This is a genomic window from Paraburkholderia sp. GAS32 (genome assembly GCF_050434225.1).
GTDB lineage: Bacteria > Pseudomonadota > Gammaproteobacteria > Burkholderiales > Burkholderiaceae > Paraburkholderia > Paraburkholderia madseniana.
In genome coordinates, this window is the sequence record NZ_JBNPVS010000008.1 from 162,192 (window position 1) to 179,175 (window position 16,984).

At 62.9% G+C, this 16,984-nt stretch carries 21 protein-coding genes; 6 read left to right on the forward strand and 15 right to left on the reverse strand.

Translation table 11 applies throughout. The annotated features are described in order from the left end of the window. The first annotated feature begins 93 nt into the window (after positions 1–93). Positions 94–831, forward strand: coding sequence for a metallophosphoesterase (locus P3T25_RS12655; RefSeq protein ID WP_171927057.1), 738 nt, complete (start codon positions 94–96; stop codon positions 829–831). Between the two features lie 21 nt (positions 832–852). On the opposite strand, the gene P3T25_RS12660 is transcribed toward P3T25_RS12655, so the two are convergent. Continuing rightward, complete coding sequence (locus tag P3T25_RS12660; protein WP_168435516.1) at positions 853–1,554, reverse strand: RES family NAD+ phosphorylase; 702 nt, start codon at positions 1,552–1,554, stop codon at positions 853–855. Continuing rightward, entirely contained in the window at positions 1,551–1,988 is a 438-nt protein-coding gene (locus tag P3T25_RS12665; RefSeq protein ID WP_054034811.1) for an MbcA/ParS/Xre antitoxin family protein, read from the reverse strand. The genes P3T25_RS12660 and P3T25_RS12665 overlap by 4 nt, the downstream gene beginning before the upstream one ends. A gap of 112 nt (positions 1,989–2,100) precedes the next feature. On the opposite strand from P3T25_RS12665, the gene P3T25_RS12670 reads away from it, so the two are divergent. Further along, positions 2,101–2,709: a hypothetical protein gene (locus P3T25_RS12670; RefSeq protein ID WP_154557927.1), complete on the forward strand. Its 609-nt coding sequence runs from the start codon at positions 2,101–2,103 to the stop codon at positions 2,707–2,709. 13 nt (positions 2,710–2,722) lie between these two features. Here the strand turns inward: P3T25_RS12670 and P3T25_RS12675 are convergent, their stop codons facing one another. Beyond that, positions 2,723–3,646 carry an HTH-type transcriptional regulator ArgP gene (locus P3T25_RS12675; protein ID WP_168435515.1) on the reverse strand — a complete coding sequence of 308 codons (924 nt, stop codon included), beginning with the start codon at positions 3,644–3,646 and terminating at the stop codon, positions 2,723–2,725. 89 nt (positions 3,647–3,735) lie between these two features. Continuing rightward, complete coding sequence (locus P3T25_RS12680; RefSeq protein ID WP_154557926.1) at positions 3,736–4,587, reverse strand: LysR family transcriptional regulator; 852 nt, start codon at positions 4,585–4,587, stop codon at positions 3,736–3,738. A 100-nt stretch (positions 4,588–4,687) separates the two neighbouring features. Here P3T25_RS12680 and P3T25_RS12685 point away from each other — a divergent pair, with 100 nt between their 5' ends. Continuing rightward, positions 4,688–5,071, forward strand: coding sequence for a tautomerase family protein (locus P3T25_RS12685; protein WP_154557925.1), 384 nt, complete (start codon positions 4,688–4,690; stop codon positions 5,069–5,071). Between the two features lie 133 nt (positions 5,072–5,204). Then, a complete protein-coding gene (locus tag P3T25_RS12690; RefSeq protein WP_154557924.1) occupies positions 5,205–6,041 on the forward strand; it encodes a TOBE domain-containing protein in 837 nt (278 codons plus the stop codon). 94 nt (positions 6,042–6,135) lie between these two features. Here P3T25_RS12690 and P3T25_RS12695 read toward each other — a convergent pair whose 3' ends face one another. The 4 genes from P3T25_RS12695 to P3T25_RS12710 form a co-directional block, all read right to left on the reverse strand. Further along, positions 6,136–6,837: a sulfate/molybdate ABC transporter ATP-binding protein gene (locus P3T25_RS12695; protein WP_154557923.1), complete on the reverse strand. Its 702-nt coding sequence runs from the start codon at positions 6,835–6,837 to the stop codon at positions 6,136–6,138. A gap of 1 nt (position 6,838) precedes the next feature. After that, positions 6,839–7,513, reverse strand: a complete 675-nt coding sequence (gene modB / locus P3T25_RS12700; RefSeq protein WP_154557922.1) for a molybdate ABC transporter permease subunit — start codon at positions 7,511–7,513, stop codon at positions 6,839–6,841. Positions 7,514–7,531: 18 nt separating this feature from the next. Then, positions 7,532–8,305, reverse strand: coding sequence for a molybdate ABC transporter substrate-binding protein (gene modA / locus P3T25_RS12705; RefSeq protein ID WP_154557921.1), 774 nt, complete (start codon positions 8,303–8,305; stop codon positions 7,532–7,534). A gap of 169 nt (positions 8,306–8,474) precedes the next feature. Then, positions 8,475–9,176 carry a phosphatase PAP2 family protein gene (locus P3T25_RS12710; RefSeq protein ID WP_154557920.1) on the reverse strand — a complete coding sequence of 234 codons (702 nt, stop codon included), beginning with the start codon at positions 9,174–9,176 and terminating at the stop codon, positions 8,475–8,477. Between the two features lie 356 nt (positions 9,177–9,532). Between P3T25_RS12710 and P3T25_RS12715 the strand changes: the two genes are divergently transcribed. Both P3T25_RS12715 and P3T25_RS12720 read left to right on the forward strand, forming a co-directional pair. Continuing rightward, positions 9,533–10,729 (forward strand): extracellular catalytic domain type 1 short-chain-length polyhydroxyalkanoate depolymerase, encoded by a 1,197-nt coding sequence (locus P3T25_RS12715; protein ID WP_154557919.1) that lies wholly within the window; start codon positions 9,533–9,535, stop codon positions 10,727–10,729. A gap of 107 nt (positions 10,730–10,836) precedes the next feature. Continuing rightward, positions 10,837–11,013 carry a DUF3563 family protein gene (locus tag P3T25_RS12720; protein ID WP_093634980.1) on the forward strand — a complete coding sequence of 59 codons (177 nt, stop codon included), beginning with the start codon at positions 10,837–10,839 and terminating at the stop codon, positions 11,011–11,013. A 98-nt stretch (positions 11,014–11,111) separates the two neighbouring features. Here the strand turns inward: P3T25_RS12720 and P3T25_RS12725 are convergent, their stop codons facing one another. The 7 genes from P3T25_RS12725 to P3T25_RS12755 form a co-directional block, all read right to left on the reverse strand. Next, entirely contained in the window at positions 11,112–11,312 is a 201-nt protein-coding gene (locus P3T25_RS12725; protein ID WP_154557918.1) for a tryptophan-rich sensory protein, read from the reverse strand. 18 nt (positions 11,313–11,330) lie between these two features. Continuing rightward, positions 11,331–12,830, reverse strand: a complete 1,500-nt coding sequence (locus tag P3T25_RS12730; RefSeq protein ID WP_154557917.1) for a cryptochrome/photolyase family protein — start codon at positions 12,828–12,830, stop codon at positions 11,331–11,333. Between the two features lie 317 nt (positions 12,831–13,147). Next, positions 13,148–13,567 carry an organic hydroperoxide resistance protein gene (locus tag P3T25_RS12735; RefSeq protein ID WP_154557916.1) on the reverse strand — a complete coding sequence of 140 codons (420 nt, stop codon included), beginning with the start codon at positions 13,565–13,567 and terminating at the stop codon, positions 13,148–13,150. 172 nt (positions 13,568–13,739) lie between these two features. After that, positions 13,740–14,192, reverse strand: coding sequence for a MarR family winged helix-turn-helix transcriptional regulator (locus tag P3T25_RS12740; RefSeq protein WP_054034820.1), 453 nt, complete (start codon positions 14,190–14,192; stop codon positions 13,740–13,742). Between the two features lie 169 nt (positions 14,193–14,361). Further along, positions 14,362–15,168 carry a BPSS1780 family membrane protein gene (locus P3T25_RS12745; protein ID WP_093634984.1) on the reverse strand — a complete coding sequence of 269 codons (807 nt, stop codon included), beginning with the start codon at positions 15,166–15,168 and terminating at the stop codon, positions 14,362–14,364. Continuing rightward, a complete protein-coding gene (locus tag P3T25_RS12750; RefSeq protein ID WP_154557915.1) occupies positions 15,159–16,154 on the reverse strand; it encodes a homoserine kinase in 996 nt (331 codons plus the stop codon). Before P3T25_RS12750 ends, P3T25_RS12745 begins: the two co-directional genes overlap by 10 nt. A 296-nt stretch (positions 16,155–16,450) precedes the next feature. Continuing rightward, on the reverse strand, positions 16,451–16,846 hold the full coding sequence (locus P3T25_RS12755) for a hypothetical protein (RefSeq protein ID WP_154557914.1): 396 nt from the start codon (positions 16,844–16,846) through the stop codon (positions 16,451–16,453). Between the last annotated feature and the right edge of the window lie 138 nt (positions 16,847–16,984).

The following is a 16,984-nucleotide window of genomic DNA, read 5'->3' on the forward strand; positions in this document are numbered from 1 at the left end:
GCGTTGTTTCTACGTCATTCGAGCGATGCGAGACGTCAGGATAAGATAGGGAACGCGCATACGCACTTGCGGATGCCGCACTATCATGAGCGAATGGATTCCGTACTCGTCAACTCCGTTCAGCATCATCCGGCCAATCGGAGTGGCCGCGACTTTGTCGTCGGCGATTTGCATGGCTGTGTCGATGCGCTGCGCTATCTGCTGCGCGACATCGCGTTCGATCCGGCGCGTGACCGGCTCTTTTCGGTCGGCGATCTGGTAGACCGCGGTCAACATTCCGAAGAGGCTTTGGCCCTGCTCGACAAGCCGTGGTTTCACGCGGTGCTCGGCAATCATGAAGACACCTTGTGCGGCGTCGCCGATGGGCGCTTGCGGCGCCAGTGGTGGTATGGAATCGGCGGGATATGGGCGGCGAGTTTGTCCGACGAACGTTTGCAACACTACGCCGAACGTCTGCGGACGCTGCCGCTCGTACGCGTGGTCGGCAGCGGTAAGGAGCGCTTCAATATTCTGCATGCCGAATTCTTCGGCACGGACGCCGAACTCGACGCCGGGAATTTTTCCGCCGAAACGCGCCAGCAATTGCTGTGGGGGCGGGATCTGGCCTTGGGCAATGGCGATCCGCAGCGGCAGCATGGGCTTTCGCTGACCTATTGCGGCCATACGCCGATGCGCGACATCCAGCAGATCGGCTCGCAGATTTTCATCGACACCGGCGCGTTCGGGCCCGGTGGCAAGCTGACCATCGTGGAGCCGCAGGCGTTGCGGCGCTGGTCGATCTCGGTTGAGGCGGCGCGGGAGAGCGGGGCGGCGGCGCTGGCCCTGCCCTGATTGTTGCGAGTCTCTTAGCTCTTAGCCCACCTGATTGAGCTCGAACACGATATCGATGCTCGTGCCATTCCAGTTGTATTCCAGATACGCCGCGTGATGGCAGTCGCGTAGCAGCGTGGTTCTGAACGCGGCGAGGCACTCGCCTTCGTCATCCCGCACCGATGGATACACGATGCCCGGCGCACCACCCTCGCGCACGGCACGGCCGAGCGATTGTCCGGCGACATAGTCGTCGGGCGACAGCACCGCGAGATCGAGCGATGCGTCGTCGCGGATGTCGACCACGTTGCCTTGCGCCACGACGGTGTAGAGCCGCATCTGCTGCCGCATGGGTGGCTCGGCTGTCGCCTCCAGAAATTTCCCTGTGTGGTAGCGCGTCTCCGCGATCGCAGTGGCACGCGAACGGGCGCAATAGAACACGCCGTACGTGCCGTCCGAGAAACGGCTGCCGAGTGGATTCAGGTGTGTCAACGCGGCCATGATCGGCCCATAGCCCGGACCGAACCGGCGCTCTTCGCGTGGCACGAGATCGAGTTCGCCGACTTCGGTGCGCAGGCGGTCGTTGGTCATCGCTTCGAGCGCGTAGAGGGCGTCGAAATCTTCGGGCGATGCGACCCGGTCGAACAGATTGACGGCCGGAAAGCGCGTTGGAATCACGCGATACGCGGGCGACCAGTCGAGCGGCGCGTTGCGCCAGCGGTGCTGCCAATGCGGTTCTGTCACGCCCAGCCGCCTCGCATCGCGTCGAGATACTGGCGCACGGCCACGAGATCGCTGATGTTGCCGGCCAGCATGCGGTCCAGCGCGCGGCGGCCGCCGAACGGCGGCGCGCTGTTGGGGCGCTTGATCCAGGTGTCGGCGGCGCTGGGCTGCGGCAGCAGGATCTGCAGCGCCTTATAGATGCCGAGCAGCAGCGACAGGCGTTCCAGCGTGTCGCGCCCCAGACGTGCGGTTCCCGGCGCGGATTTCCATTTGAAGTAGGTGGAACGGCCCGGCGAGCCGAGCAACACGATCTGCTCTTCGGCGCTCAAATCCCAGTCTCGCGCGATGTTGAAGAACGCGCGCAGGCCTGCCGCCGACATTTCCGTAAGCGTGGGTTCCGAAACCGGCCGGCGGATGGGCGGTTCGGGCTGGGTGACGCGGGCGGCGTGAGCCATGATGGGGTGAGTCCTTATCTGTACTTGTTGTTGATATTAGTCTAAAAATGGATTTTTGCAAGAGAATATAATCCCGACTCGTTATGAAGTCGAAGATCAGGAGAAGCAGGAGATGTGGGTTCGAGCAGTAGCAACGGCAGTTGCAGTGTGGTGCGTGTCCGGGGCGGCAATGGCCGCTGGTTATGCGGAAGTGTGGAATCCGCCCGAGTCGACCGGGCATGCGGCGAAGCACGCAAAGAAAACGACGGGTGCCGCCAAGGTCAAGTCTATCGCCGGCGCGAAGGTGGGTTCGAAGCAGGCGGCGAAGGGGCAGCATGGGGCGCAACGGGTCGCGTCGGTGTCGAAGAGCGGTGCCAAGCCGGCAGCGCACGGCAGCGTGAAGAAGGTCGCCGCCAGGAATGTTGGCCACGGTGGCGTGGTGAAGGGCGCGGGCAAACCTAAGTCGAAGGCAGCGGTGGTGGCGCAGGGTAAGAAGCCGCACGCACAACTCGCTCAGGCGAAATCGGGGCAGGGCCGGATCATGCACGCCGACCTGGTTCAAGGCCATGCAGCGCATGCCAAGGTGGTCAATGTGACGGCGAAAACCAGCGTGGCCAAACCGGCCGTGGTTCACACGAAGGCGCCTGCCAAGGCCGCAAACGTAGCGGCAAGTCCCGCGGCGACCGCGCCCGCTAATCTGGCGACCGTCAGCAGCGGGTCGTTGCCGCCGATTCTCCACTGACCCTCTGTTCGATTCAGGCGGCGCGTTTGCGTTTGGCCTTGGTGCCCGGCGGACCCAGCGCCGTGCGGCCGAGTTCGACGATGCGCGCCGAGAGCTTTTCGAGGCGTGGCGACTGGACCTTCCAGGCGTGCCAGTACAACTCGACGTCGGTGGGCTGCTTCGGCGCAAGGTCGACCAGTTCGCCGCGCTCGACGGCATCGCCGAATTCCAGTTCGGGCACCATGCCATAGGCGAGGCCACGCTGGATCGCCATGTAGCGCGGCACTGGCGCGGGCACGTAGTGGCACGGATAAGCTTCCGGGGGCAGGCCGAAGCGCGTCTCGAGAAAGCGCGCCTGCAACGCGTCCTTGCGTGAGGACAGGATCACCGGCGCGCGCCGCGCGCCTTCACGCGTCAAGCCGTTCGGAAACCATCGCTCGACGAACGCCGCCGACGCCACCAGCCGGTAGCGCATCGCGCCGAGCCGTTCCGCGAAGCAGCCGCGCATCGGCGCCGGTTCGGTGGTGATGCAGCCGATCGCGAGGCCTGAGGCGAGCAGCGCGTGGGTGTGATCCTGGTCGTCGACGGTCAGATCGAGCAGCACGTTTTCCTGCAGCAGGATCTCGGAGAGCGCGGGAAAAAACCATGTGGACAGCGTATCTGCGTTGACGGCAGCGGCGACGTTCAGCAGCGCTTCGTTGGCGCCCGCAAGATCGCTGGCGAAGTCGTCTTCGAGCAGGGCGGCACGCCGTAGATATTGCAATAGACGCTGGCCCATCTGCGTCGCGCGACAGGGCCGCGTGCGCACGATCAGCGGATTGCCCAGGCGCGTTTCGAGCGCCCGCACACGCTGCGATACCGCCGACGACGTGATGTTCAGGCGAACGGCGGCCTGCTCGAAGCTGCCGGTTTCGATGACCGCGCGGACGGCGGCGGTTTGTCGGGGGTCGAGGTCCACTGATCTACTTTTAAATGAAATGGTTGGTTTTCCAGCTTAAGCGAAAGCCGGCGAACTTTATTCATGATTTAGGGCGAGAAGTCGTTTTGTCATTGCGTTGCCAACCCATTCGTCACCAACCGCAACGTCTCCATCGACCGCGCATCCCTCACGCGCGAATGCAGGGTCACGCGTGATTCCGGCAGCGGCGGCAAACCCAGCCGTGCGCCGACATCGATCAATCCACGCGGCGCCACTCTGCGCGCCAGCGGCGACACCGCAAGACCAGCCGCGACCGCGGCGCCGACGGCAGCCACTCCGCCGCCGACGAACACTTCCTGCCATGCAAGCCCCGCCTCATTCAGCGTGTGCAGCGCGACGTCGCGCACATTGCACGGCGGACTCAGCAGTGCCAGCGCCAACGGCTCGCCGACGCGCGGCAGCCATTCCGGCGTAGCGAGCCAGCCAAGCGGCTCGCTGAACAGCACTTGCGCGTCGTCACGCGGCGGCTCATCGGCGCCGTAGCGAACGATCACTGCGTCGAGGCGCCGTTCATCGAATTGTGCGAGCAGTGCAGCGGACATGCCCAGATGCAATTCGACCACCAGACCCGGATCGTGCGCGTTGAGCCGCGCGAGCAACTGCGGCAAGTTCGTTCCCGCGACGTGCTCGCTCAGCCCCAGCGTGAGCCGCCGACGCTCCACGGACAACGAACCCAGCGCCCGCTCATGTGCGCTCAGCAGATCCCGGGCCGCGCCAAGGAATGCGTTGCCATCCGCGGAAAGGCGCACGACACGCGGCGTACGTTCCACTAACTGCTTGCCGAGATGCGCTTCCAGCCGTTTCAGCTTCAGGCTGACGGCCGATTGCGTGGTATCGAGCGCGTCCGCTGCCCGCGTGAAGCTGTGCAGATCGGCGACCAGCACGAAGGCGCGCACCGCATCGAGATCGAGGACTTTCATTTCAGTTGAATATGGATGAAATAGCCAAAGATGGCTGTTCATTATGACTGAGCGCGCCTAAGCTGTGTTTACCCAATCACGGCAACCAAGGAGTTTCATCATGCCGCTCACACGAATCGCATTGCGCGCCGGCAAGCCGGTGGAATACCGGAAGGCGCTGACGGACAGCATCCAGCGTTCGCTGGTGGAGACGTGCAATGTGCCGAAAGACGACATCTTCATGCTCATCACCGAGCACGATGCCGGCAATTTTGTGTACGACAAGCAGTATCTGAACATCGAACGCAGCGACGATCTCGTGGTGATTCAGATCACGTTTAACAATACGCGCACGCTCGAACAAAAGAAGGCGCTGTACAAGCGCATGGCGGATGAACTGGCGGAGTCGCCCGGACTGCGACGAGAGGATGTATTCATCAATCTCGTCGAAGTGCTGAAGGAGAATTGGTCGTTCGGTAATGGAATCGCGCAGTACGCGGTTTGAGTGACTGACGAACTCAGGTGGCCTGCGCGTAATTGAGGCGGGCGGGAATGGATGCGCGGGGCAGCCAGACAGGCAACGATGCGTCGCTATAATGGTTCGCTGTCCTTTCCTCACCCACCGACACTCCGCCGCCATGACATCCGACCGCATCGATCCGTCCCACGAAGCCCTCGAACTTGGCGGCTCCGTCTGGTTTAAGGCAGGCGCGCAAACGCTCGGCGGCGCGTCGCGGATTGCGCTGCTCGCGGCGATCGGCGAGACCGGTTCGATCACCAGCGCGGCGAAAGCCATCGGCATGAGCTACAAAGGCGCGTGGGACGCCGTCGACACGATGAACAATCTCGCCGGCGAGCCGCTCGTCGTGCGCTCGACCGGTGGCAAAGGCGGTGGCGGCACGATACTCACGCCGCGCGCCGTGAAGCTGATCGATACGTTTCGGGCGGTCGAACGCGAGCATCGGCGTTTTCTCGAACGCGCGGGTGCGGCGATCGAAGGCTTTGCAACGGATTGGGACCTGATTGGCCGCATCGGCGTGAAAACGAGCGCACGCAATCAGCTTTATGGCACGGTGTCGGCAATTACGCGCGGGACGGTCAACGATGAAGTGTCGCTGGCGCTACCAGGCGGCCATACGATCGTCGCCGTAGTCACGCATGAAAGTACGGAGACGTTGGGCCTCGCGGTGGGGGCGGCGGCGTTTGCGTTGATCAAGGCGTCGTGGGTGGTGCTGCTCGTGGAGAACGAAAGCGGTGCGCCGCTGCAACTGTCCGCGCGCAATCAGTTGCGCGGCGCGGTGCAGAGCGTGAAGCGCGGGGCGGTCAACGCGGAGGTGTCGCTGCTGTTGGACGGCGGCGCGGTGATTACCGCGGTCGTCACGAATCAAAGCGTCGATACGCTTGGGCTTGTGGAAGGCGGGACTGCGGTCGCGGTATTCAAGGCGTCGAGCGTGATTCTTGGCGTGAAGGATTGAATGAGCCGAGGGCACTGAAGGGCGCAGGCTCTGGCGATTCTGAGAATTGTGGCGTCCCGGATGGCCCCGAACCATCCGACGGCGCGCGCAGACCTTACGGCACGCTGCGCTCGTACCCAGCAAACGGATGGTTCTCACGCACGCAACCATCGCTGACCTGCACGACCTGATCGCCGAACGCGGCGACATCGTCGGGATCGTGCGTGATTAACACCATCGGAATATCGAGCCGCGTCTGCAGGTCCGACAACTCGCTCCGCATACGCTGACGCAGCGCGCTATCGAGTGCGGAAAACGGTTCGTCCAGCAATAGCAGGCGAGGCTCAGCGACGAGCGCCCGCGCCAGGGCCACGCGTTGCTTCTGTCCACCCGAAAGCTGCGCCGGATGATTACCCGCCACACTCTTCAACTCGAGCGCATCGAGCCAGTAATCGACTTGCGGGTGCGAGATTCGCGCGCGCGGATTGAGCCAACCCTGCTGCAACCCGAAGCCGATGTTCTGCCGCACGTTCAGATGCGGAAACAGCGCGTAGTCCTGAAACAGATACGCAATCTTGCGTGCCTGCGGTTTCTGATCGATACCGCGCGCACTGTCGAACAACGCGTTGCCGTGCAACGTGATTGTCCCTTCGTCGGGGTGCAGCAAACCGGCGATGGCCTGCAAAGTCAGACTCTTCCCCGCGCCGGACGGCCCGAACAGCACGACGCGCTGCGTGGTCGCCTTGAACGAGACGTCGAGCGTGAAATGGCGCTCGGCGCTCTCGAAGGTCTTGCGGATGTCGACGGTAAGCAACATATCAGCGGGACGTCAAAAGCGTGTGCTGCGGCACCAGACGGCCCGCGAGCAACAGGATCACGACACACGTCACCGAAGTCACGAGCACAAGGAAATTCGCGGTGCTGTCGTCGCCGGCCTGCACGGCTGAATAGACTGCAACCGAAAGCGTCTGCGTGCGTCCCGGCAAGTTGCCCGCGATCATCAGCGTCGCGCCGAATTCGCCGAGCGCCCGCGCAAACGCCAGCAGACCGCCCGCGAGGATGCCGCGAGCGGCGAGCGGCAGTGTCACGCGAAAGAAGACCGCCGTTTCGCTGACGCCGAGCGTGCGCGCGGCCCGCTCGAGTTGTGGATCGACGGATTCGAAGGCGGCGCGCGCCGACTTCAGCACGAGCGGGAACGCCACCACCGTCGACGCGATCACCGCGCCCTGCCAGGTGAACACCAACTGGATATCGAGCTTGTCGAGCCATCCGCCGATCACGCCGCGCCGCCCGAGCAGGACCAGCAGGTAGTAGCCGAGCACGGTGGGCGGCAAAACGAGTGGCAGCATGAGCAGCGAATCGATCACATCGCGCGCGCCGGAGCGCCAGCGCGACAAACCGAAACCGGCCGCGACGCCGAACACCAGATTGAGCGCGGTGGCCCAGCCCGCCACTTTCAGTGACAGCAGGAGCGGAATCCAGGCCTGTTGCATGTGCGTGCGGTACCCAGGTTAATGCGCGGGCTTGAAGCCGTACTTCGCGAGCACGGCCTGGCCGGCCGGCGAGAGCACAAAGTTCATGAAGGCTTGCGCGTCGGCCGCGTGACGGCTGCCTTCGACCTGCGCGATTGGATAGGTGATCGGCGTTTGTGTCGGCACGTTCATCGCGACCTTGACCTTGTCCGGCATGACTGCGGCATCGGTGCTGAACACGAAGCCGGCGTCGACTTCACCGCGCGACACATAGTCCAGGCTCTGGCGTACGTTCGATGCCAGCACAGCCTTTGCGCTGACCGCGTCCCACACGCCCGCGGCTTGCAGCGCGCCCTGTGTATAGCGGCCAACCGGCACCGAAGCCGGATCACCGTAGGCCACACGCTTCACATTCGCCGACGTCAGATCGTTCAGCGAGGCCGGCGCGAAATGGCTGTCGGTCGGCACGATCAGCACCAGCGAATTGGCGGCAAAGTCCTTGCGCGTAGCCGGAACGATCACTTTTTCCGCCGCGGCCTTGTCCATTGCTTTCTGATCGGCGGAGGCGAACACGTCAGCGGGCGCACCCTTGACGATTTGCTGCATCAGCACGTCGGAGGCGCCGAAGTTCAGCAGGACCTTGGTGCCGGGATGCTGCTGTTCGAAGACCTCGCTCACCGCTTTGAACGCGTTGGTCAGGCTGGCGGCGGCGGAAACCACCAGTTCGTCGGCACGTGCGTTGGCGCTGACTGCAACGGAGATGGCGCTGGCGATGAACAGCGCATGTTTCACAAGGCGGCGGGACAGTGTCATGAAGGCTGGATGTCCGGCGTGGGCCGGAACTGGGGGGTTAAAACGCTATCGTAATATATGAAAGGTTATAGCGGTACCCATGCTGATTATTCAGTTGCGCGCATAACGCGGCGCGTGGGCCGGCAGGGGTGGGCTTCAGTTGCCAAACAGGAAATCGATTGAACGCGCTTCAGACGTCCGGCGAGTGCGGCGGCGTAAGCGTGTTGAGCGTCTGCGACAGGGGTGCCATAGCGGGGCGTACGTCACGCACGGCCCGCCACTTGGCGCGAATGAACGGCCGGTCGTGACCGGACACCTTCAGCGCGATATGCGTGACCCAGCGTTGCGTCGGCACATGAACACCGTGCATCAGCAGCGCGAGGATCATCAGACTTGCGGCGACGGGCGCCGCCGACAACCGGCCCGGCTCGGCATGCCACGCCATTCGCACGAAGAAGAGCGCCGCCAGCGCGCCGACCAGGCAGCCGGTTACGGCTTCAGACGGTGAGTGAGCGCTCAGTACGACGCGCGACAAGCCGACCGCAATACCCGCAGCCAGGCCCAACAAGACGCCGAGCAGACGAATCGCCGGGCGCGCCGGCAGCAACATCAGGAACAGCGCGACCGGATAGACGGCGGTCGACAGCATGGCGTGACCGCTGACGCCAGTGAAATCCAGTTCGCGCACGCCGACGCCCCAGCCGAGGAAGGCAAGTTTGGTCACGGTCACAACGCCGATGGCCGCGCCAAGCAGCAGCAACCAGCCAGCCGCCATGCGCCACGTGTAGCCGATCGCCAGCCAAAGTGCGATGGCGAACGCGAGCGGCAGCGTCATGCCGGCGCCGCCGAGGCTGGTGATCGAGTACCACAGATGGGCAGGTAAATCGGGCATGGCAAAGGCGCGACCAAGGCCGCGTAGAATCGGGTTGGTAATGGTTTAACGCGCGAACGGCGCGAATCGCCGACGCGGCGAAGGCGTCACCGACATTATTTACCCGCCAGTATAGACGGGTGCTGCGGGCGGGATTCGCCACGCGTCAGGCTTTTTGTAGCGGGGCGTTGGCTAGCGAACAAGCTTTGCCATGATTTGACGTTGCTGCTGCTGCAAGGTTCGCCGGGCGGAAAATTCGGTATCCGGCAGAGGCTAAGGCCGTCAGCATCGCATGAGGATTGGTGTTATTGTGCATTGCACAACAAAGCGTCGTTCGATCGAACGACACCTGTCCCTTTTTGCGAGGTTACCCGCCGATGGCAAAAAGTCTGTCGAAAATCTGGCTACGTGGTCTCAAGCGGCTGCTCGCCATTCAAACCGAGCACACTCACGCAACCACCAAGCGCGCCCCCACGCGGCCGGCACGCGCCGCTACCACCAAACCTTCGGCCAAGGTCCGTCCTGTCAAGCCGGCGGCCGCGCTGCGCGCATCCGCGAAACGCGACGCGCCGCGTGCCGCTCCACGGGAATCGCGGGTTCGTCCGCGCGCCTCTGCATGGGCGAGCGGTTCATGGACGCGCTCGTTCCATTCGGCGCCTACCGCGCCTGGGCGGCTCGTCAACCACCTTCAGTACGGGCTGTACATCCCGACCGGCCATGCGCACGAGGCGATGCCGCTGGTGGTGATGCTGCACGGCTGCACCCAGTCGATTGACGAATTCGCCGAAGGCACGCGGATGAACGTGCTCGCCGACCGGTTCGGCTTTGCCGTGGTTTATCCGGAACAGTCGAAGCATGTGCATTCGCATCGCTGCTGGCATTGGTACGACGCCAGCGACAGCGCCGGTGGTGCTGAGGCGCGTGCGGTCGTCTCGCTGGTGGATTCATTGGTTGCCCAGCACGGCTTCGACAGCGAGCGCGTCTATGTCGCCGGAATCTCTGCCGGGGCCGGCCTGACGGCGCTTCTGGCCGCTAACTACCCGGAGCGATTCGCGGCGGTCGCGCTGCATTCCGGCCCCGCTTTCGGCGAGGCTCGCTCCGGCATTGCGGCGATGGACGTGATGCGGCGCGGCGCGCGTCGCGAGCCGGCCGAGCTGGTCGACGAACTCGTTAACGTGGCTGAATACCCCGGGATGCCGGCCATCATCCTCCACGGCGACACCGACCATGTGGTCGCGCCCGTCAATGCGGACCAGTTGGCGGTGCAGTTTCTCCGTCTGAACCGGATCGTCGACGAGAAAGGCGCGCGCAAATCCGGCGAAGTGAAGGAAGAGCGCAAAGGTGGCGTAGTGATGCGCGACTACCTGCGCGGCGGCCGGCGCGTGGTGCGGCTGTGCCGTGTCCAGGGGCTCGCGCACGCATGGAGTGGCGGCGATGACGCCGTACCTTTCCATTCCGCCAAAGGTCCGGACGCAAGCGCCATGGTGTGGGAATTTTTCAGGCACCAACGCCGCACGGGCACCGGCCGTATCGCTGAAAGCACCGCCACAGAAGCTTCGGCAGGCGCACGGTGACGTTGGAACAACACTTCGAAATGAGTATTGGCGTAATCCTAGGGTTTTCCCTATAATACGGGTTATCCCTTAGGCGTTAACGCCTAAACTCATTGTCGAGGTTGACCATGTACCTGCTTAGCCGCCTGTTTCTGTTCCTGACCAAATCGCCCGATCAACTCGCGAAAGAACGCGCTGACGCCTTCCTCGCAGAGGCAACCGATCTTTACGATCTGGAATTCCGTATGCGCAAGCTCGACCGTGAGGCGGCTACCCGTCATCCGGCGTGGATGGCCCAGCACTAAGCTGCGCGAGTTTGAAGCATCGGCGCGTAATGAAGAACGCCGATGTTTGGGGTAAGGCGCCCAAGCTGTTATGAGCTATTGGAAGGGCTCAAACACGCTTAAACAGCCGGATTCAATTGCCACAGCGCGTGATCCAACACCGCGGTAAATGCCACCCAGGCTACATAGGGCTCGAGTAGTTCGCCAGCCCAGTGGTCCCGTCGCCAGAGTGCAAGCGTCAGTGCGACGATCAGCACTAAAACACGAACAACGACGGCAAACGGCGCGTCCTTCAGTCTTCGCCAGACGTTTCTGATCAAATCAATGTGAGCGGGCGCTTACTTGCCGAAACGGGCAAGCGTACGCTGCCGAGCGTCGGCATGGTCGACGATCGGCGCGGGATAATCTTTGCCCAAAATCACGCCAAATTCCGCGAGCCGATCCGCACCCGCCAGCCACGGCGCGTGAATCCATTTGGCCGGCAGTTTCGCAAGTTGGGGCAGGTAGCGTTTGATAAAGCGCCCTTCGGTGTCGAACTTTTCGGATTGCGTGATCGGGTTGAAGATCCGGAAATACGGCTGCGCGTCGCATCCCGTCGATGCCGCCCATTGCCAGCCGCCGTTATTCGCCGAGAAATCGAAGTCGTTCAGTTGTTCGGCGAAGTACCGCTCGCCGCGTCGCCAGTCGACGCCCAGATCCTTCACCAGAAAACTCGCCGTCACCATCCGCAGGCGGTTGTGCATGTAGCCCGTGCGGTTCAGTTGCAGCATCGCGGCGTCGACCAGTGGATAGCCCGTGCGGCCGTCGCACCATGCGGCGAACGCCTCGTCCGCTTCCGGGCCTTGCTCCCAGCGCAGCCGGTCGTACTCTTCCTTGAACGACGCACCATCCGCCAGCTTTGGATGATGCGAGAGGATCATGAAGTAAAAATCCCGCCAGATCAGCTCCGTCAGCCACGTGGCCGAACCTTGCCCGTCCGGCTGCAGTGACATCTCGTGCGCGATCCGCGCGAGCGTGCGGATCGAGACGATACCGAAGCGCAGATGCATCGACAGGTAGCTCGGGCCTTTGACTGCGGGAAAGTCGCGCCGGTCCCGATAGCTGTCGATGCGGGTCATGAAGTCGTCAAGCAGGCGTTGCGCGCCGCTCATGCCGGTGGGCAAGTTGAGCTCCGCAAGATTGCTCGGTGCGAAGCCGAGTTGATCGAGCGTCGGCAACTGACGGTCCAGCTTGGGAGGCAGTGCTGTCAGATGCTTTGCGTAGGTCTCGACCGGATACGGTTTCAGATCGAAGGCCGTTAGCTGCTTGAGCCATGCGTTCTTATAAGGCGTGAACACCGTGAACGGTTTGTTCTGGCCTGTCAGCACCTCATCGCGCTCGAAAATCACCTGGTCCTTAAACGTCAGCCATTGGCGTCCGACCTCGACAAGCCGTTCGTGCACCGTCGCGTCACGCTCGATCGCGACCGGCTCGTAATCGTGATTCGTGAATATTGCATCCACATTGAGTTCATCAGCGAGCCTGGGCACGAGATCGACCGGATCGCCGTACAGCACGATGAGCCCGCCACCTTTGGCGCGCAACGCCTCGTCCAACTCGCCCAATGCAGCAAGAATGAACTCGACGCGGCGGTCCTGTGGCTGCGTGTCCGGATGGCGAGTTTGCCAGGCGTCGCTCAGCGGTTGCAGGATCGTCGTGTCGAATACGAACGCGCACCAGACGCGCGCGCAATGCTTGAGCGCGTAGTAGAGCGCGGCGTTGTCCGTGCTGCGCAGGTCGCGGCGAAACCAGACCAGACCGGTATCGAAAGTGTCGTTCAGGCGCCGGAGGCGTGTCATTGGAAACGTGGGTCGGGTAAAGGGCCGCGTGGCGAAGCATGGAACGGCGCGATGATCAACTGCCAGGCGACGATATTACTGAACTGTGCTTTTACTCACAAAGCTACGGGTGAAACAGCGTGACGGCAGGCGATCGGTCGGATCGATGTCGCACGATGTCGCACATTGCGTGCCGCGTCCGCGAATGCCTGTTGCGCCGCAAAATGGCACAACGCCCGCGCCTGGTTTGCAGGATACGGGCGTTATTCATGACGGCGCGGTCGTGCCGCGCGTGTCAACGATTCGATTCATTGGCAATTCGTTCAAGCCGCCGGAGCTTACGCGACTTGCAGGCGCACCGCGACGTTGTTGCGCGTGGCGTTCGAGTACGGGCAGACCTGATGTGCTGCGTCGACCAGTTCCTTGGCTGCATCTGCGGGGAGGCCCGGCAACGAGACGCGCAGATCGATGTCGAGCGCGAAGCCGCCATTGTCGTTCGGGCCGATCCCCACTTCTGCCGTGACTTGCGTGTCAGCCGGCAAAGCCTGCTTGCGCTGGCCGGCGATGAACTTCATCGCGCTCAGGAAACACGCCGAATAGCCCGCTGCAAAGAGTTGTTCCGGGTTGGTACCCGCTGCGCCCGTGCCGCCCAGTTCACGCGGTGCCGCCAGCTTCACGTCCAACGCATTGTCCGACGACACTGCGCGGCCGTCACGGCCACCGTTGCTGGTTGCGCTTGCTTTGTAGAGGATGTTCATTATGCTGCTCCTAAATCTGGGTTGTCAGGGTGGTTTGCATGCTTGCCGCTGTTTGGCCACCTTTCTGGCGGAGTGCTATCGAAGCGGCATGTGATAAAGATAGTACACAAATCATTTGTGTGCAAACTAATTTTTGTATCGACTCGATAGCGTGCCATTTGAAACAGGCCGGCTAGTGGTCCATGTAATCGTTGAGCGTGGTGCGCAGGCGCGTCAGATCGTCACGCAGACGGAGCAGGAATTCCGGCGTCTGCTGGGTCGCGCAGAAGATTTCCGCCGGCACTTCGCGTGCCTGACGCTTCAGCGCGGTGCCCGCTTTGGTGAGCCGGATATAGACGAGCCGCTCATCTTCGACGCCGCGTACCCGTTCCAGGTAGCCCTGCGCCTCGAGGCGCTTGAGCAGCGGCGTGACCGTCGCCGAGTCGAGATTCAGGCGCGCGGCCATGTCTTTCACCGTGACGTCGTCGGCTTCCCATAGCACGAGCATCGTCAGATATTGCGGGTACGTCAGGCCGAGCTTGTCGAGCAGCGGTTTGTACGCCTTCGTCATCGCAAGCGAGGTCGAATAGAGGGCGAAGCAGAGTTGCTCGTCGAGCGTGAAGGGCAAAGCGGGGCGCTGGGTCATGTTGCATCTCGCGGAAAAAAGAGCGTGCAAATCGATTGCGCGCAAACCATTGTGCCGCAAGTCGAGGCGAGATGCCGAGCGTGCCAAGGCGAAAGCGGGCAGTGCGCCGGATTGAAACCACACGGGCGCCGAAAAAGCGCCCGCGCTTGAGCAGCGGCCTAGCCGGCGCTCAAGCCGCCGGCGTGGTCGGCAGGTCCGGTGCTTCAGGCGTTTGCACGCCGAAGCAGCCGCGATAAGTCGCGTAGAACGAGCAATACAGCATGGTTGTGACGATCATCGTGGCGGGCATCAGGATCGCGAATGCGAAGTCGCCCGCGCCCAGCGCCTGCATCAGCGCGGACAAGCCGAACGAGACGGTCGTCGCCACCGCGAACCACAATGCACCGAACACGATGAACGCGCCGCGATTGCGCCAGCAACTGACGATGCTGAAGAACATCGCCTTGACGGGCGGCACGTCGTGCCACGCGATAAGAACCGGCGAGAACCAGAAAATCATCGCGACAGGAATGTAGAACGCGAACGCGGCGATCACTGCCAGCGGGATATTGCTGTTGGCGATCGCGTCCTGATCCATCGTAGCCATGCCGAGCATGACCTTCAGCAGCATGCCGCCGTCGGCGAGTGCCGAGCCGGCCAGCACCAGCGCCATCGCGACGACGTACAGCACGCCCAGCGCCAGCAGACGTTTGGCGACCGCGGGGCCGTACGAGTGAAAGCCGTCCACCAGAATGGTCGGGAACACCGGCTTGCCCGCGATGGTGTTGCGGCACGCCGCCATGAAACCGACGGCGACACCCGGAATGAAGACCAGCGGCAGCACGCCGCCGACAACCGGAATCTGCGCCGCCAGCGTCATGACCAGCAGATAGGTGAAGAACAGCGTCAGAAACGCGAGCGGGTTCTTGCGGAACAGCCAGATACCCTGCCGGAACCAGACATAGCCGGTTTTCGCGGGGACTTCGATCAGTTGCATGAGGTATGAATGCCTGGAAGAGCAACGCCGGACAGGCGTTCGCGCAGAATGCGCTCGAAATGACCGGGGTCGTGCGGTTTGAGTAACTCGGCCGCGCGCGGCAAATGAAAATCATACAGGCGCGAGACCCAGAAGCGGTAAGCGCCGGCACGCAGCATATCGCCCCAGTGGCGGTTTTCTTCGACGGTGAACGGGCGCACGGTCTGGTAGGCGCGCAGCATGGCTTCGGTGCGTGCTTCGTCGAGCTTGCCGGTGGCGAGGTCGACGCACCAGTCGTTGACCGTTACCGCGACGTCGAACAGCCACTTGTCGCAGCCGGCGAAATAGAAGTCGAAGAAGCCGCCCAGGCGCACCTCGTGACCGGATTCCGGCGCGGCATGCGCGAATAGCGCGTTGTCGCGGAACAGATCGGCGTGGCACGGACCTTCGGGCAGCCTGGCGTAATCCGCCGACGCGAAGAACGCCTCCTGATGCGCCAGTTCCGACGACAGCAGGTCTCGTTGCGCCCCCTCGAGGAACGGCAGGATGGTCGGCACGGTTTCCTGCCACCACGGCAGGCTGCGCAGATTCGGCTGATAGCGCGCGTAGTCGCGCCCCGCCAGATGCATGCGCGCGAGCATTTGCCCGACCTCGACGCAGTGTTCGACCTGCGGCGCCAACTCCGGCGCGCCTTCGAGCTTGGTCACAATGGCGGCGGGCTTGCCGTGCAGCGTGCCGAACAGCGCGCCATCTTCACGCGGCATGGGATCCGGCACCGGCACGCGGTGCGCGGCCAGATGCTGCATCAGATCGAGATAGAACGGCAATTGCTCGGCCGTCAGCTTTTCGAAAATCGTGAGGACGTATTCACCGCGCGTCGTCGTCAGAAAGAAGTTGCTGTTCTCAATACCGGACGGAATGCCGCGAAACTCGACGACTTCGCCGAGATCGTAATGACGCATCCATTCTGCTAGTTGGGGTTCGGTGACAGCGGTGAAGACAGCCATGCGGGAAACGTCGGATCAGGTTAGTCGGGCTGGCGCGAGGCGACCAGTACGAGGTGTGGCGAATGCGTTGCAGAAAGCGCGGTCAAGGTCACGCAGTCAAAGTCAATCAGGCAGCGAATCTTGCCTGCCAATCCTGGCCACCCGTCAGGGTCGCTAAGCGCTGTGACAATTCAACGCGGTATCGCCATGCTGCAGGCGGTGCTGAAAATCGGCAAGCAGGCTAAAAGCCCGGGGCGACGCCCGCGGGCCGCGCAGATCCGGGAGCGGCTTACGTCACGCCGCTGCCCCGGCAACCGTCAATATGTCAGATTCACCGACGGCAGACGCGTGCTTGCGCGGCCGTTGTCGCGCACGGTAGGCGACGTGTCGAGCGGCGCGCTCATTTGATAGCGCGTGCCGAGATTCGAATGCACGTTGATTTCAACGGGCTTGCCTTTGTCGCGGTATTCGGTGATTTCGGTGCCGTTAGCGCTGCGTTCGTAGAAGCTCGGCGTGCGCGGGACGTTGATTTCGACCTTCGAGCTGACCTCGGCGGCCGGACGATTGATCTTCTCCAGGTCAGGCAGACCAGCCCGTTCATTGGCGGACTGGGGCGCACCGGGGGCCGGAGTGTCATCGACAGGCTGGGCAGCCATCGCCGCGTTGCCAAAGGCGAGGGCCAATGCAACGGCGACGGGAAGGAACGGCTTCATGGTGATTCTCCAATATGGTGCCCCGATTCTAGCAAATCCAGCCTTGCCTACGGGCGCGATCGCCTTATTTTGCGCCGCTTTCGCGCGACGTGCGCGCAATCTTGCGGCCGCTGTTGCGGCAGGTGTGGTAGGCGCGGC

Coding starts and splice junctions, on each gene's coding strand:
- modB (WP_154557922.1), bottom strand. CDS start 7,513: ATGCAACAGGCCTGGATTCCGCTCCTGCTGTCACTGAAAGTGGCGGGC.
- P3T25_RS12745 (WP_093634984.1), bottom strand. CDS start 15,168: ATGCAACTGATCGAAGTCCCCGCGAAAACCGGCTATGTCTGGTTCCGG.
- P3T25_RS12695 (WP_154557923.1), bottom strand. CDS start 6,837: ATGTTGCTTACCGTCGACATCCGCAAGACCTTCGAGAGCGCCGAGCGC.
- P3T25_RS12685 (WP_154557925.1), top strand. CDS start 4,688: ATGCCGCTCACACGAATCGCATTGCGCGCCGGCAAGCCGGTGGAATAC.
- P3T25_RS12665 (WP_054034811.1), bottom strand. CDS start 1,988: ATGGCTCACGCCGCCCGCGTCACCCAGCCCGAACCGCCCATCCGCCGG.
- P3T25_RS12710 (WP_154557920.1), bottom strand. CDS start 9,176: ATGCCCGATTTACCTGCCCATCTGTGGTACTCGATCACCAGCCTCGGC.
- P3T25_RS12715 (WP_154557919.1), top strand. CDS start 9,533: ATGGCAAAAAGTCTGTCGAAAATCTGGCTACGTGGTCTCAAGCGGCTG.
- P3T25_RS12690 (WP_154557924.1), top strand. CDS start 5,205: ATGACATCCGACCGCATCGATCCGTCCCACGAAGCCCTCGAACTTGGC.
- modA (WP_154557921.1), bottom strand. CDS start 8,305: ATGACACTGTCCCGCCGCCTTGTGAAACATGCGCTGTTCATCGCCAGC.
- P3T25_RS12730 (WP_154557917.1), bottom strand. CDS start 12,830: ATGACACGCCTCCGGCGCCTGAACGACACTTTCGATACCGGTCTGGTC.
- P3T25_RS12740 (WP_054034820.1), bottom strand. CDS start 14,192: ATGACCCAGCGCCCCGCTTTGCCCTTCACGCTCGACGAGCAACTCTGC.
- P3T25_RS12720 (WP_093634980.1), top strand. CDS start 10,837: ATGTACCTGCTTAGCCGCCTGTTTCTGTTCCTGACCAAATCGCCCGAT.
- P3T25_RS12655 (WP_171927057.1), top strand. CDS start 94: ATGGATTCCGTACTCGTCAACTCCGTTCAGCATCATCCGGCCAATCGG.
- P3T25_RS12680 (WP_154557926.1), bottom strand. CDS start 4,587: ATGAAAGTCCTCGATCTCGATGCGGTGCGCGCCTTCGTGCTGGTCGCC.
- P3T25_RS12755 (WP_154557914.1), bottom strand. CDS start 16,846: ATGAAGCCGTTCCTTCCCGTCGCCGTTGCATTGGCCCTCGCCTTTGGC.
- P3T25_RS12670 (WP_154557927.1), top strand. CDS start 2,101: ATGTGGGTTCGAGCAGTAGCAACGGCAGTTGCAGTGTGGTGCGTGTCC.
- P3T25_RS12735 (WP_154557916.1), bottom strand. CDS start 13,567: ATGAACATCCTCTACAAAGCAAGCGCAACCAGCAACGGTGGCCGTGAC.
- P3T25_RS12750 (WP_154557915.1), bottom strand. CDS start 16,154: ATGGCTGTCTTCACCGCTGTCACCGAACCCCAACTAGCAGAATGGATG.